This window comes from Vibrio sp. Vb1127 (genome assembly GCF_033338735.1).
Taxonomy (GTDB): Bacteria; Pseudomonadota; Gammaproteobacteria; order Enterobacterales; family Vibrionaceae; genus Vibrio; species Vibrio alginolyticus.
On sequence record NZ_JAWOTF010000013.1, the window covers coordinates 113,336 to 126,368 of the forward strand.

13 protein-coding genes are annotated in these 13,033 nt (G+C 44.3%); 11 read left to right on the forward strand and 2 right to left on the reverse strand.

The features are described 5' to 3' along the window. Positions 1-303 precede the first annotated feature (303 nt). The gene (pabB, locus tag R7H07_RS17115) at positions 304-1,668 is read right to left on the reverse strand and encodes an aminodeoxychorismate synthase component 1 (RefSeq protein WP_065274662.1); all 1,365 of its coding nucleotides are present in this window, start codon (positions 1,666-1,668) and stop codon (positions 304-306) included. A gap of 270 nt (positions 1,669-1,938) precedes the next feature. On the opposite strand from pabB, the gene R7H07_RS17120 reads away from it, so the two are divergent. The 8 genes from R7H07_RS17120 (at position 1,939) to R7H07_RS17155 (ending at position 9,828) form a co-directional block, all read left to right on the forward strand. Next, entirely contained in the window at positions 1,939-3,456 is a 1,518-nt protein-coding gene (locus R7H07_RS17120; RefSeq protein WP_005376905.1) for a fumarate hydratase, read from the forward strand. Between the two features lie 174 nt (positions 3,457-3,630). Next, positions 3,631-3,816 (forward strand): hypothetical protein, encoded by a 186-nt coding sequence (locus R7H07_RS17125; RefSeq protein WP_005376906.1) that lies wholly within the window; start codon positions 3,631-3,633, stop codon positions 3,814-3,816. A gap of 256 nt (positions 3,817-4,072) precedes the next feature. Beyond that, positions 4,073-5,449, forward strand: coding sequence for a YcjX family protein (locus tag R7H07_RS17130; RefSeq protein ID WP_065274661.1), 1,377 nt, complete (start codon positions 4,073-4,075; stop codon positions 5,447-5,449). Continuing rightward, a complete protein-coding gene (locus R7H07_RS17135; RefSeq protein WP_065274660.1) occupies positions 5,446-6,486 on the forward strand; it encodes a YcjF family protein in 1,041 nt (346 codons plus the stop codon). Before R7H07_RS17130 ends, R7H07_RS17135 begins: the two co-directional genes overlap by 4 nt. 100 nt (positions 6,487-6,586) lie before the next feature. Further along, positions 6,587-8,131, forward strand: coding sequence for a transcriptional regulator TyrR (gene tyrR, locus R7H07_RS17140; protein WP_017820442.1), 1,545 nt, complete (start codon positions 6,587-6,589; stop codon positions 8,129-8,131). 36 nt (positions 8,132-8,167) lie between these two features. Further along, positions 8,168-8,752 (forward strand): ribosomal protein S5-alanine N-acetyltransferase, encoded by a 585-nt coding sequence (gene rimJ, locus R7H07_RS17145; protein ID WP_005388271.1) that lies wholly within the window; start codon positions 8,168-8,170, stop codon positions 8,750-8,752. A gap of 1 nt (position 8,753) precedes the next feature. Next, positions 8,754-9,341: an HD domain-containing protein gene (locus tag R7H07_RS17150; RefSeq protein WP_005376917.1), complete on the forward strand. Its 588-nt coding sequence runs from the start codon at positions 8,754-8,756 to the stop codon at positions 9,339-9,341. Positions 9,342-9,354: 13 nt separating this feature from the next. Beyond that, a complete protein-coding gene (locus R7H07_RS17155) occupies positions 9,355-9,828 on the forward strand; it encodes a DUF2947 domain-containing protein (RefSeq protein WP_017636094.1) in 474 nt (157 codons plus the stop codon). A gap of 43 nt (positions 9,829-9,871) precedes the next feature. Here R7H07_RS17155 and R7H07_RS17160 read toward each other — a convergent pair whose 3' ends face one another. After that, positions 9,872-10,834: an integron integrase gene (locus tag R7H07_RS17160; RefSeq protein ID WP_054577706.1), complete on the reverse strand. Its 963-nt coding sequence runs from the start codon at positions 10,832-10,834 to the stop codon at positions 9,872-9,874. A 238-nt stretch (positions 10,835-11,072) separates the two neighbouring features. Between R7H07_RS17160 and R7H07_RS17165 the strand changes: the two genes are divergently transcribed. The 3 genes from R7H07_RS17165 to R7H07_RS17175 all read left to right on the forward strand — a co-directional run bounded on the left by R7H07_RS17165 (position 11,073) and on the right by R7H07_RS17175 (position 12,817). Then, complete coding sequence (locus R7H07_RS17165) at positions 11,073-11,492, forward strand: VOC family protein (protein ID WP_206959883.1); 420 nt, start codon at positions 11,073-11,075, stop codon at positions 11,490-11,492. A 158-nt stretch (positions 11,493-11,650) separates the two neighbouring features. After that, positions 11,651-12,307 (forward strand): DUF2971 domain-containing protein, encoded by a 657-nt coding sequence (locus tag R7H07_RS17170; protein WP_206959881.1) that lies wholly within the window; start codon positions 11,651-11,653, stop codon positions 12,305-12,307. 168 nt (positions 12,308-12,475) lie between these two features. Further along, the gene (locus R7H07_RS17175) at positions 12,476-12,817 is read left to right on the forward strand and encodes a hypothetical protein (RefSeq protein WP_206959879.1); all 342 of its coding nucleotides are present in this window, start codon (positions 12,476-12,478) and stop codon (positions 12,815-12,817) included. Positions 12,818-13,033 lie beyond the last annotated feature (216 nt).

The window sequence follows — 13,033 nt, forward strand, 5'->3', positions numbered from 1 at the left end:
AAATAAAACACACAAAAAAACGCACCACACTGGATAATGCCGATCATTTAACGATGTTTTTTGGGTCATTCTAGCGAGCCTTGGCGAGACTGAGAATCTAGTAGCAGCACGATGAGCGGGTAATGAAACAAATTTGACCACAAAGTGCTCGAATAGAAGAACCTGTATCACGCTCCTTCGTCGCTGTGCAGGGTGATGAGATACAGAAATATGCCACTCGCTGTTAAACGAGCGGCATTATCCGTTCTGGAGGCGGATTGTTTTCGTCAATAGCATTAAAGCGGCGTTGTGTGCTGTTGAAACCTACGATTGCAGCGCTGGCAAAATCTTTGAAAGCTTATCCAACGTTTCTTGATACTCAGAGGCGCAATCGCTATCTGCCACGACGCCGCCGCCAGCCCAAGCGTAAAGTTTGTTTTTTTCCGCTACAAGAGTTCGGATAGTAATGCTGGTGTCCATACGACCATGGCGTGAAATGTAGCCAATACTGCCGCAATACGCGCTGCGTCGATGCGGCTCCAGTTCTTCAATGATCTGCATTGCGCGAACTTTAGGTGCTCCCGTAATTGAACCGCCTGGAAAACACGCTCGCAGCAAATCCGCAGGAGCGTATTGTTCATCCAAACTTGCACGAATGGTGCTCACCAAATGATGCACGGCAGGGAAGCTTTCAATATCGAACAACTTTGGCACGTGAACGCTACCCGGTGATGCAACCCGACCAATATCATTACGCAGCAAATCGACAATCATCAGGTTTTCTGCCTGATCTTTTTCCGCTGTCTGCAAGTCATGGGCATTAGCATTATCTTGCTTTGGATCTTCGCTGCGTGGGCGAGTACCTTTGATTGGTTTTGTTTCAATGACGCGATCTTTGAGCTCTAAAAAGCGCTCTGGAGAGATACTCAAAATCGAAGACTCAGGCATACGGATAAACGCTGAGAATGGCGCTTGGTTGGCGGACTCCAATTTCAGATACGCTTGCCACTCACTGCCTTGATACGGCGCGTTAAAGCGCTGCGCCAAATTGATCTGATAACAGTCACCGCTCAACAAGTATTCTTGCACCTGGTCAAAGCGAGTGGCGTAGCTCTCTTTCGTCATGTTTGACTGCCAAGCACCAGACAAAGCGAAGTCAATGGTTTGTTCTGCTTTTTGCTCGTTTAACCACTGCCAAGCTTGCTCGATATTCTGACCAACTAGGCATGCTTTTTTAAGCTTGTGGTCAACAACAACGGCCCATTCATACAGACCTACGGCCATATCCGGCGTGTTGAGATCTTTTTCTGCCACTTCTGGCATCGTTTCTACGCGGCGACCTAAATCGTAACTGAAGTAACCGAGCGCACCGCCGACAAAAGGCAAATCCAATTCTTTATTTAACTCTACGTGAGGAAGCCACTGTTCTTGCAACTGATGAAGCAGCGCAAATGGGTCATCTTGAGTTGAATAGGCATTCGATGGTGTTTCAACTAGTGTGTTGTCGGCAGTGGTTTCTAACGTTGCAATTGGGTTGGCAACCAATACATCGAAGCGACTATCGATATGCGTTTTTGATGCAGAACGCAGCAACATCGCCCAAGGTAGGTGTTGAATGCGAGAAAAAAGGTGAAGAGCAAACTCTGGTGCGTATTCCAACGCTTTAAAATCAATGAATTGATTGTCCATGTTGTTCATTTGTGTAATTTGTGACAAAGAGATCGTTCACTGCATGGCATGTCATGGGCAGCAAGAGTATCATATTCCTCTGTATAGCCAAACTCCCTCTATTCATAGGGTTTTGAGATGGTTTACAAGTAGGCAACTTCAGCATTTCGTGTGTCGATATCAGCCGTTCGACAATTGTTTATAAAAAACGAAGCTCAAAAGAGCAATAAGCTCAACAAACACGATTGAAGCTAAGCCAATAATGGAAGCATAACTATAACGAGGCATGTAATGACGGTAATACGCAAGCAGGATGTGATCAGCAGTGTCGCTGATGCGCTACAGTATATTTCTTACTACCACCCGCTAGACTTTGTTCAAGCTCTTGAAAAAGCCTATCACCGCGAAGAGAGCCAAGCCGCTAAAGACGCGATTGCTCAGATCTTAATTAACTCCCGAATGTCCGCAGAAGGTCACCGTCCAATTTGTCAGGATACTGGTATTGTGACGTGTTTCGTCAACATCGGTATGGGCGTGCAATGGGATTCGACCGACATGACGGTTCAGCAGATGGTAGATGAAGGTGTTCGACAAGCGTACACGAACCCTGATAACCCGTTGCGTGCGTCAGTACTTATGGACCCTGCTGGTAAACGTATTAATACCAAAGACAACACGCCTGCCGTCGTACATATCAACATGGTTCCGGGCGATAAAGTTGAAATTCAGATCGCTGCGAAGGGCGGCGGTAGCGAAAACAAAACTAAGATGGTGATGCTAAACCCATCTGACGATATTGCTGAGTGGGTAGAAAAAACGCTACCAACAATGGGGGCGGGCTGGTGTCCTCCTGGCATGCTTGGCATTGGTATCGGCGGTACGGCTGAAAAAGCAGCGGTATTGGCAAAAGAATCTCTAATGGAACACATCGATATTCAAGAGCTTATTGACCGTGGCCCACAAAACGCAGAAGAAGAGCTTCGTTTGGATATCTTCAATCGCGTGAACAAACTTGGTATCGGTGCGCAAGGTCTTGGCGGTTTGACGACTGTTGTCGACGTTAAAATCAAAACTGCGCCAACGCACGCGGCTTCTAAGCCTGTTTGTTTGATCCCGAACTGTGCGGCGACTCGTCACGTACACTTCACGCTTGATGGTAGCGGCCCAGCAGAGCTAACACCACCTAAACTAGAAGATTGGCCAGATATCACTTGGGAAGCGGGCGAAAATACGCGTCGCGTAAACTTAGACACAATTACTAAAGAAGAAGTACAAGAGTGGAAGACAGGCGAAACGGTTCTTCTATCAGGTAAAATTCTGACTGGTCGTGATGCTGCGCATAAACGTATTCAAGGCATGCTAGATAACGGTGAAGGTCTACCTGAAGGCGTAGATCTAAACGGTAAGTTCATTTACTACGTAGGCCCTGTCGATGCAGTTGGTGATGAAGTCGTTGGTCCTGCTGGCCCAACAACATCTACGCGTATGGATAAATTCACCGACATGATGCTAGAAAAGACCGGCATCATGGGCATGATCGGTAAAGCTGAGCGTGGCCCTGCAACGGTTGAATCTATCAAGAATCACAAAGCGGTTTACCTAATGGCTGTCGGTGGCGCTGCGTACTTGGTGGCGAAAGCGATCAAGAAAGCTCGCGTTGTCGCATTTGAAGATTTAGGTATGGAAGCGATTTACGAATTTGAAGTTGAAGATATGCCAGTAACAGTGGCTGTCGACTCAAATGGTGTTAACGCGCACCAAATTGGTCCAGACACTTGGAAAGTGAAAATTCAAGAGATGGAAGCATAAGGCAAAGGGCAATCTTGCTGCGTCTCAGCAGAGAGAATGTGACAAGGTGCTGATTTACCTAGCAAACAATTGACAAAAGTGCAGCGAAACCTGCACTTTTTGTCTATATAATTAAGGATATAAACCTTTAGGCATAGCAATCAAACGTTATGCGAACAATAATTAGGAGACGGCATGCCTCGTTTTATTCAGATTCTACAAATTATTCTTGCTGTAGTGATAGGTGGCTTTGTTGGCTATGACTTGATTCTTCACGGTATCAGCATCTTTGATGAAAAGTACGTGACCATCACATGTGTGTTGTGGCTGATTTTAGAAATCGCTCTATTTGTTATCTATAAGTTGATCGAAGACGACTAGGCTTAAAGAAAGCGGGTTCCTGTTTAACATAGTAATCAGCGCATATAGAGTTACTAATGCTGTAGATTAAGTAAGCCTCTGAACCACTCAGGGGCTTTTCTTTTTTTAATACAGCATCAAGCCGGATGTTTTGTTCATCTTTTATTAAGGTATATAAAGTTAAACTCATAGAATTCGGGATAGAACAGTATTCATAGATCGAAATTCGAAGTCGCTGACAACGTTGTTTTAAAGTGGAGTAAGATAAAGAAGCGTAATGAAGAGAATAAAGAAAGAAGTTAATGACTTTATCAACAGAGGTATGGACTCTAATGTTCGAATTGCTGTCACCGGACTTTCTCGTGCCGGTAAGACGGCATTCATCACGTCATTAGTGAATCAGCTTCTTCATACTGCAACCCATGACAATTTGCCTCTTTTGACTGCGGCTAGAGATAAGCGCCTTATTGGGGCGAAGCGTGAGCCTCAATCGAATATGATGGTGCCACGCTTTGCTTACGATGAGGCGATGAGCCAAATTCATGCCACTCCACCTCAGTGGCCAGTACCGACACGTGATGTGAGTGAGATTCGCTTAGCGCTCAAGTACAAACCAAATAAAACTACGAAAAAGCTGTTGAGTAAAACCGCAATTTTAAATGTTGATATTATCGACTATCCAGGAGAGTGGTTGCTCGACCTGCCTTTATTGGACATGGACTTTGCAACGTGGTCGCAAACTCAGTTTGATGCACTTAAAGGCCAGCGTGGCGATTTAGCCAAAGCTTGGCTTTCTGAACTGGAGAAAGTGGATCTCTTTGCAGAAGTGAATGAGAAACTACTTGAGAAAGTTGCACACACATACACCGAGTACCTTCATGCCTGTAAAGACGCTGGCCTTCATTGGGTTCAGCCTGGCCGCTTTGTATTACCTGGTGAGCTAGCAGGCGCGCCGGTGCTACAGTTTTTTCCGTGTCGTGTTGATTCGGAAAGCAAAGCGTCCAAGGGCAGTAACTTAGCGATGTTAGAAGCCCGTTTTCAGGAATACCAACAGAAAGTCGTGAAAGCGTTTTATAAGCATCATTTTGCGACCTTCGATCGCCAGATTGTACTGGTGGATTGTTTGCAGCCTCTCAATGCCGGTGATGAAGCGTTTTACGACATGCGCCAAGCGCTAGAACAGATCATGCATAGCTTCCGCTATGGTCGTAGTAGCTTTTTGCGTCGTTTGTTCTCACCAAAAATCGACAAAGTGTTGTTTGCTGCTACAAAAGCGGATCATATCACGCCCGATCAGCACCCAAATTTGGTGTCTCTGCTCCAACAAATGGTGCATCCAGCATGGCAAACGGCAGCCTACGAGAATATTGAGATGAGCTGCATGAGTATCGCTTCCATCCAAGCAACCACGACGGGGTTTATTTCCTCTGGAGATAAGACCATCCCGGCGTTACAAGGAACAACATTGGGTGGTGAGCCGATGACTATGTTTCCCGGAGAGGTGCCGAAAAAGCTACCAAATGCAGCGTATTGGCAAAACAACGGGTTTGATTTTACGTCGTTTCGTCCGATGCCCTCACCGAATGATGAGCCAGTGAAGCACATACGCTTAGACAAAGCATTGGATTACCTGATTGGAGATAAATTGAAATGAGTGAGTTGAAGCAAAAACAAGTTTTCTCTGAAAAGGTAATGGAAAAAGAGCAGCAATCGAATCAACCGGAATTGACGGCGCAGCAAACATTCGGCGAAAAAGAAACATTTGTACCTGTTGAAGTTAAAGAAGCGCACCAGGAGACCGAACAGGAATTGCAACTCGAGCATGTCATTCGTCCAAAATCGGGCAGAAAATGGCTCGCGACTGGCGCATTTGCAACTTTTGCTGGTCTGGTTGGCTGGCAAGCGGTGGACTCGGTTATAACCGCAATTCAGGCTTCTGATTGGCTAGCCTTAAGCTGGACGGGGTTTATTGCTGCGATCGCTTCGCTTGGTTTAGGAGCTATGGGTAAAGAGCTTTGGAAACTGCGAAAACTACGAAATCATTTTAGTGTTCAAGAAGAAGCAGAAGCACTTGTTAATAGTGAGAGCGTTGGGAAAGGGAAAGCCTTTTGCGAAACCGTAGCAGAACAAAGTGGTGTGATGGCAGAGAATCCGGGCTTTGATCGTTGGCAGAACAGTATTAACCCTGCTCATAGTGACGCTGAAATTCTTGATATGTATGACTCGATGGTGGTGAGCCAACAAGACAAGTTGGCAACGAAAATCGTATCACAGCACGCAACCGAGTGTGCGGCCCTAGTCGCCGTGAGCCCTCTGGCTGCCGCTGATATGTTGCTGGTGGCTTGGCGAAATTTCAAAATGATCGACAACCTCTCCAAGGTATATGGGGTAGAGCTAGGTTATGCATCTCGCATCAAGTTACTAAGAGCGGTATTTGTCAATATGGCGGCGGCTGGTGCCAGTGAGATCGCTATTGATGCCAGTATGGATTTGATGTCGATGGATCTTGCTGGCAAAGTTTCTGCTCGTGCGGGGCAGGGACTAGGTGTTGGTATTCTAACGGCACGTTTGGGCTTGAAAGCGATGACCTTATTGCGTCCACTACCCTGGTATCCTGACCGTCAGGTTAAGTTGGGCACCATACGCAAGGCTGTGGCGGCGAAAGTTGCATCAATTACGATGAAACCGTAACGAATATCAACTTTGATGGATAGGATTGCTTGACGCCATTCCAAGCATGATAGAAACTACTGTCAACTTTTCCTGACAGTTGTGAATTGGGATATTTTAAGTGCGTCTTGAAGTCTTATGTGAAGATCGACTCGGCTTGACCCGAGAACTGCTCGATATTTTAGCGTCTAAAAGCATCGACTTGCGTGGTATCGAAATCGATATTAGCGGTATTATCTATTTGAATTGCCCGGATATTGATTTTGATACGTTTAGTGAGCTGATGGCTGAAATCCGCCGTATTCCGGGGGTGAAAGACGTACGTAAAATCCAGTTTATGCCGATGGAGCGCCACAATACGGAGCTGCTCTCGTTAGTTGATAACTTGCCCGATCCGGTTTTTGCCATTGATCTTAAAGGTGCCGTAGACATGGCAAACATGTCTGCACTTTCATTGCTTGGCCTTCACAAGCAAGAAGTGATTGGTACTCAAATCGGTGCTTTGTTACCAAGTGTTCGTTTCTCTCGTTGGTCTGAAGGTGTTAATGGTCGAACGCGGGAAAACCTTGTGATTGATGGCTTGGACTATGTTCTAGAGTTGATGCCCGTTTATATCCGAGACGAAGCGCAAAACTCGACTCTAGCGAGTACTCTAATGACGATTCGCTCTAGTCAGCAAGTTGCCAGAATTGAAGAAGCGCTACCGCTGCATAATCCTCTGGGTTTTGAACACTTTGTTGGTATATCGAACCGTCATAAAGCACTAATGAACCAAGCTAAGAAGCTGTCTGTGCTTGACCAACCATTGTTGATTGAGGGCGAAACGGGGACCGGTAAAGAAATGCTTGCTAAAGCTTGCCACAGCCGTTCTAGCCGCGCGAGCAAGCCATTCCTAGTTTTGAGTTGTGCTTCGATGCCTGACGATGTAGCAGAAACCGAACTTTTTGGTCATGCGCCGGGTTCATTCAATCATGAACAAGGCCACAAAGGCATCTTTGAGCAAGCAAATGGCGGCACGGTATTTCTTGATGAAATCGGTGAAATGAGTTCGCACCTTCAAATCAAGCTGTTACGTTTTCTACAGGATGGTAATTTCCGTCGTGTCGGTGCAGAAGATGAGATGCATGTCGATGTTCGTATCATCGCTTCAACAAAACATAACCTTGCCGAGCTTTCTGAAGCAGGAATGTTCCGTGAAGATTTGTATTATCGTCTCAACGTACTTACGCTCAGCATTCCTCCGTTACGTAAGCGCTCAAACGACGTTGCACCATTGCTTGAGTTGTTTGTGGCGAAACATGCTCAACAGCTTGGGATTGATAAGCCAGAGTTTGATGATGGTCTAGTTGATGCCCTTGCAAATTATCAGTGGCCAGGAAACATGCGCCAGCTGGATAACATGGTTCTTCGAGCGCTCACGGAAATGGATGGTGATATACTAAACGCGGATCACTTCAATTTACCTCAGCCTCAGTCAGTCGGCGCTGGTAGTGCAACGCTTAACATCGACGGTTCTTTGGATGAGATCATGCGTGATTATGAATCTCAAGTTCTGGAACGTTTGTATCAGTCATTCCCATCAAGCCGCAAGCTTGCTAAGCGCTTGAATGTATCGCATACCTCAATCGCTAATAAACTGCGTGATTACGGTATACGTAAGAATTAATCGAATTGAACGAAAAGACGGAATTAATCATTTGTAATGGAAGATAACAGCTCATCTATCGCCGTTCATAAGTTGGACGGTGACTTGCTTCTTCGTACCGCTGAAATCGGTGACGCAGATATGATTGCCGAATATTTTCAAGCGAACCGAGAATACCTGAAACCGTTTGAACCGAAACGTGAAGAGGCTTTTTTCTCAGTGAACGGTTGGTTGCAAAAGCTTATCAAGCTCAATGAGCTGCATCGAATGGGATTGGGGTATTATTGCCTTTTAGTCAGAGCCTCTTCGGGTGAAATGCTAGGTACGATATCCTTTAGTAGTTTGAGTCGTTTCCCTTTTTATTCTTGTAACGTCGGATATTCTCTCGCTGAAAAAGCGCAAGGGCATGGTTATATGCGTCGTGGATTAACCATGGCTTGCGACTACATGTTTAATGTCCAGAAACTGCATCGTATTCAAGCTGGCTACATGCCTCACAATAAACGTAGTGAATCTGTGCTAGAGCATGTAGGGTTCAACCGAGAAGGGTATGCAAAAGATTACCTTTTGATTAATGGTGAGTGGCAAGACCACGTCCTAACGTCGCTTATTAATCCGAATTGGCAGCCAGAAGGGCGATAGTATGGAACGATTGGAAAAGCAGTTAGCACTTGTAATCGAGCTCGATAAACTCAAAAGCATTTTGCGCCGAACTCGAGTTAAAAGTGCTGAAGGGCGCCTCGAAAATAGTGGTGAGCATAGTTGGCATGTCGCACTGATGGCAATATTGATGGAAGAGCATGCGAATGCACCTGTTGATATTTGCCGAGTGATGAAAATGTTATTGATACATGACGTAGTAGAGATCGACGCGGGCGATACCTTTGTTTATGATACTGCTGCGTCTCAAGAGCAAGCAGAAAAAGAAATTAGAGCCGCAGAGCGCTTGTTTGGTATGTTACCCAGCGATCAGGAGCAAGAGCTATTGGCGCTTTGGCATGAATTTGAAGCCGCGCAGACCGATGATGCTAAGTATGCAAAAGCACTCGATCGGTTAATTCCAATGCTCTTGAACTACCATAATAATGGTCAGAGTTGGAAGGAACATGGTGTCTCACGCGAACAAGCACTTACCATTAATAAACGAATTGAATTTGGCTCTGTTACCTTATGGGACAAAGCGAAAGAGTTGATTGAAGAAGCCACAGAGAAAGGTTGGCTGAAATCGTAATAAAGGAGACTGAATGTCTTATTTGCCTTTGGACGAATACCAAAGAAAATGGATTTTTACGCATCAGTCGATGCCTGTGCCAGAAGAAGATTTGGCTTTTATTAAGCCGATGAGCCAAGCCCGCTCAGCACAATTTTGGAAAGAAAATATCAGTGCTCAAAGCCCTGATATGGATAGACTTAGTTCCCAAGACTGGCCAATGAATGAGGCGAATTGGTCTGAAACTGTGGATTGGATGGCTGCGTGGGAGTCGGATGATCCTGACATGCCAGCGGAAGCTGAGGCACATATCGATTGGCAAGACGATGTAACCGTTTACTTTTGCTACGAGAAGTACAATGTCATCGAAACGAAATGGTCTATTTTTAAAAAGCACTGGAAGAACTTTCTCTTTTATGACGATGGTCCGATACTAATAGGACGTCGCCGTTCGCAAGCACTTTGGTTTGATTCAAAAGGCAATGTGAAACTCGGTGTTCGTCAATAAAGAGTTATAAAACAAAGCCACCTTTCGAGGTGGCTTTGTTTTTCTAAAGGCTGGATAATGGACTCAACACACCACCAGCCCCGCGCTCGATAACGTGAGTATAGATCTGCGTGGTTTTTACATCAGTATGCCCTAATTGTTCCTGAACAGTTCTAATGTCTGCGCCAGATTCCAATAAGTGCGTGGCAAAACTGTGTCTTAGTGTGTGGCAAGTTACAGTTTTCTCAATGCTTGCGTCGCTTGCCGCGCGCTTTACTGCTCTTTGTATTGCGCTTTCATTGATATGATGCCTTCTCAATTCACCAGTGTCTCGATCTGCGCTTAACTTTGTTGATGGAAACAAAAAGTGCCAGTTAAAATCTAGCTCCGCTTTTGGGTATTTACGTCGTAAACCTTCAGAGATGTATACCCCCGCATAACCAGGCATGTGTCTATCTTTAAAATAGTAATCTCTTGCTAAATTAACCTGAGCTTTAAGCGGCTCATGTAGCTCTTTTGCTAACGTTACGGTACGATTTTTACCTCCTTTTCCTTGCCAAACACGAACTGCGCCATAATCATAATCGATGTCCTGAACTCTTAAGCGCAAACACTCCATGACTCGAAGCCCTGAGCCATAAAGCAGCTGAATATGGAGTTTATACCTCGGGTCGATATGTTGAACGAATCTTCGGATCTCCTCCCTGGTTAACACAACGGGAAGTTTCTTTTCGGTCAAGGATTTCTGAAATCTCATATCAAGTGATAGTGGGGTTTTAAAATAATCACGATATAAAAATGATATTGAGTTCAGCGCCAAAGCTTGCGTTTTTACCGCAACTTTTTCTTCTACCGCTAAGTAACTCAGAAATTGAATGACATCATCTTCTGCTAGTGTTGATGGGTGGGCGAGCTGGTGAAAAGTGATAAAACGTTTTATCCAAAATAGATAACTTTCGATAGTTTTATTCGCATAATGACGAGTAAGCATGTGCTCTTTTACACTAAGTAAAAACTGACTTTTCATGATAAATTAACCTGTTTATTTATACAGCTCCGTTAATGTATCACCACTTTTGAAATTAGCGTGCTGTGCGCCGCCTAATTGCGCGCGCCACCACACATATTCATACTGTTTTTCTATTTGTTTCATGCATATAAGTGCTACGATTGATAGCGCTTTTGATAAGAAAGAAGGCGGTAGCCTGCCAGAAAAACGGCAAGTCGCCGTATAGAAAGCGTTATGCATTTGGAGGAAACTTTCGATGAAGTATTACCAAGGTAGGCTGATTGATCATGTTCACTTAAAAGTGTCGAACTTCGAATGTAGTTTAAGTTTTTACAAAAGCATCCTTGCCGCCCTGGGGCTAGAGCTCGAATTTGATGTGCATACACGGAGTTTTTTCTTGGATGAACTGTATGTATCAGAAGACCCATCTAGGCCTACAAAAGGGTTACACCTAGCATTTCAAGCTTTAAGCGAAGAAGCAGTCAATGCCGTTTATGAGGCGGGGTTACAAACTGGTGCTACATGCAATGGAGCTCCGGGCTTCCGAAATTACCATGCAGGTTACTATGCCTGTTACCTTTTTGATCCAGATGGCAATAACATAGAGGCAAAGTTTGATTCTCTAGCAGAGAAAGTAGCGGACAGCGTGGTAGTCACCCGTAGAAAAAATGCATAACAAAGCGTTTAAGACGGATTCACAACGCTTGGCATCTTTAGTTCGAATCAACTTTAGTGTTTATAGCACAATGGTTTAGGTTCAGTGGTCGCGTTGTTCACCACTTAACGCGGCGTTAGGTGATTAAGCGTACTATCGTCAAAAAATTTCGGAGAGTTATGATTTTATACAAATATAGAGCTTTAAACTCAATAGAATATACGCTCGACATCTTGTTAAAAGAACGCCTATATTGTTCACCATACAAAGACTTAAACGATCCTTTTGAAGGGCAGTTGTTTGATGCACACCCCAAGATTGTTCCAATCTTTGATAAAAAAATTAATAAATTCCTATCGTTCATGGAGTTACCAGAGGGACGTGTAAAAGCCAAAAAAGTATCCTCGATAGATGATTTAAATCACATCAACAAAGAGTACAAAATCTGCAGTCTTTCTAATACACCATCCGACGTAAAGATGTGGTCGCTATACGCAGATAGTCATCGAGGTATTGCTATTGAGATCGAAATTGAAGACGACTTTTTGTTTGAGGTCAAATATGTAAATTCACTGCCAATAGTAATGGATACGTTGTTAACACGAGAATCAGCTGAACAGATTTTTTCTAGAAAAACTAAGGACTGGGAGTATGAAAGGGAATATAGAATAATCACAACTGAACCGTATTTCCCTATTAAGTCTAAAATCCGGCGTGTTTTACTTGGTGTTCGTGTCAGTGACATACATGTTGAAATGTTAAGAAAGTTGCTACCTAACTCGATACCCATAGTTCAAACAAAGCTAGACCCAAGTACAGCGTCTGTAATCACCTAACAATCTGTTTAAGAGTGATTCGCAACGCGTGGCATTTTTACTATGCGTTAGGTTTTGTGGTTAAGGTGGTATGCGGGAGCATCGGTATTGCATTGCTCACACCTTAACAGGGCGTTAGCCCTAAAATGAAATATTGTAATCAAGTTTATCCTGAATAGGACTGGTTAAATGGAAAGTTTATACACTCAAGAAATTGAAATGCTCTGGGAAAAATGTGGTCAGATTGACATGTTTGAAACGTTGGATGATTTAAAAACGGATATAGCTAAGTTTTCAAATCTGATTGCTCCTTGTCGAGTATGGTTGACTGGTCGAAATAAACTAAAAAACATCAAGCACAGTGCTGATTCCCATGCAATAAAGCATCAGGCTGAACGAGATATTGGACAATGGGTTCCGCATTCTGTTTTTGTTTTATCTGCATACCTTGAGTGTTTTGAACTTTCTAAGTCAAAACTCAGGGGGGATGTTTACGCAGTATCTACAAACATCGGTGCGAAAAAGCGTTGAGTTGTCTAGTCGCTGAAATTACGGGCTAACAAATTGTTCAAGAGTGATTCGGCACGCGTGGCATTTTTACTATGCGTTAGTTTTAGTGGTTAAGGTGGTATGCGGATGCTTAGGTATTGCGTGCCTCACACCTTAACAAGGCGTTAGTACGGGTTTGACATCAAAGGTCATAAGTTTTGGTGTTTATCTGTTTTGGCGTTCGTGTTTACACCTTTC

Bases quoted from the DNA above. Each gene is read 5' to 3' on its own strand.
- R7H07_RS17165 (WP_206959883.1), top strand. From the start codon at position 11,073: ATGAAGTATTACCAAGGTAGGCTGATTGATCATGTTCACTTAAAAGTG.
- pabB (WP_065274662.1), bottom strand. From the start codon at position 1,668: ATGGACAATCAATTCATTGATTTTAAAGCGTTGGAATACGCACCAGAG.
- R7H07_RS17120 (WP_005376905.1), top strand. From the start codon at position 1,939: ATGACGGTAATACGCAAGCAGGATGTGATCAGCAGTGTCGCTGATGCG.
- rimJ (WP_005388271.1), top strand. From the start codon at position 8,168: ATGGAAGATAACAGCTCATCTATCGCCGTTCATAAGTTGGACGGTGAC.
- R7H07_RS17175 (WP_206959879.1), top strand. From the start codon at position 12,476: ATGGAAAGTTTATACACTCAAGAAATTGAAATGCTCTGGGAAAAATGT.
- R7H07_RS17160 (WP_054577706.1), bottom strand. From the start codon at position 10,834: ATGAAAAGTCAGTTTTTACTTAGTGTAAAAGAGCACATGCTTACTCGT.
- R7H07_RS17135 (WP_065274660.1), top strand. From the start codon at position 5,446: ATGAGTGAGTTGAAGCAAAAACAAGTTTTCTCTGAAAAGGTAATGGAA.
- R7H07_RS17125 (WP_005376906.1), top strand. From the start codon at position 3,631: ATGCCTCGTTTTATTCAGATTCTACAAATTATTCTTGCTGTAGTGATA.
- R7H07_RS17155 (WP_017636094.1), top strand. From the start codon at position 9,355: ATGTCTTATTTGCCTTTGGACGAATACCAAAGAAAATGGATTTTTACG.
- R7H07_RS17130 (WP_065274661.1), top strand. From the start codon at position 4,073: ATGAAGAGAATAAAGAAAGAAGTTAATGACTTTATCAACAGAGGTATG.
- R7H07_RS17170 (WP_206959881.1), top strand. From the start codon at position 11,651: ATGATTTTATACAAATATAGAGCTTTAAACTCAATAGAATATACGCTC.
- R7H07_RS17150 (WP_005376917.1), top strand. From the start codon at position 8,754: ATGGAACGATTGGAAAAGCAGTTAGCACTTGTAATCGAGCTCGATAAA.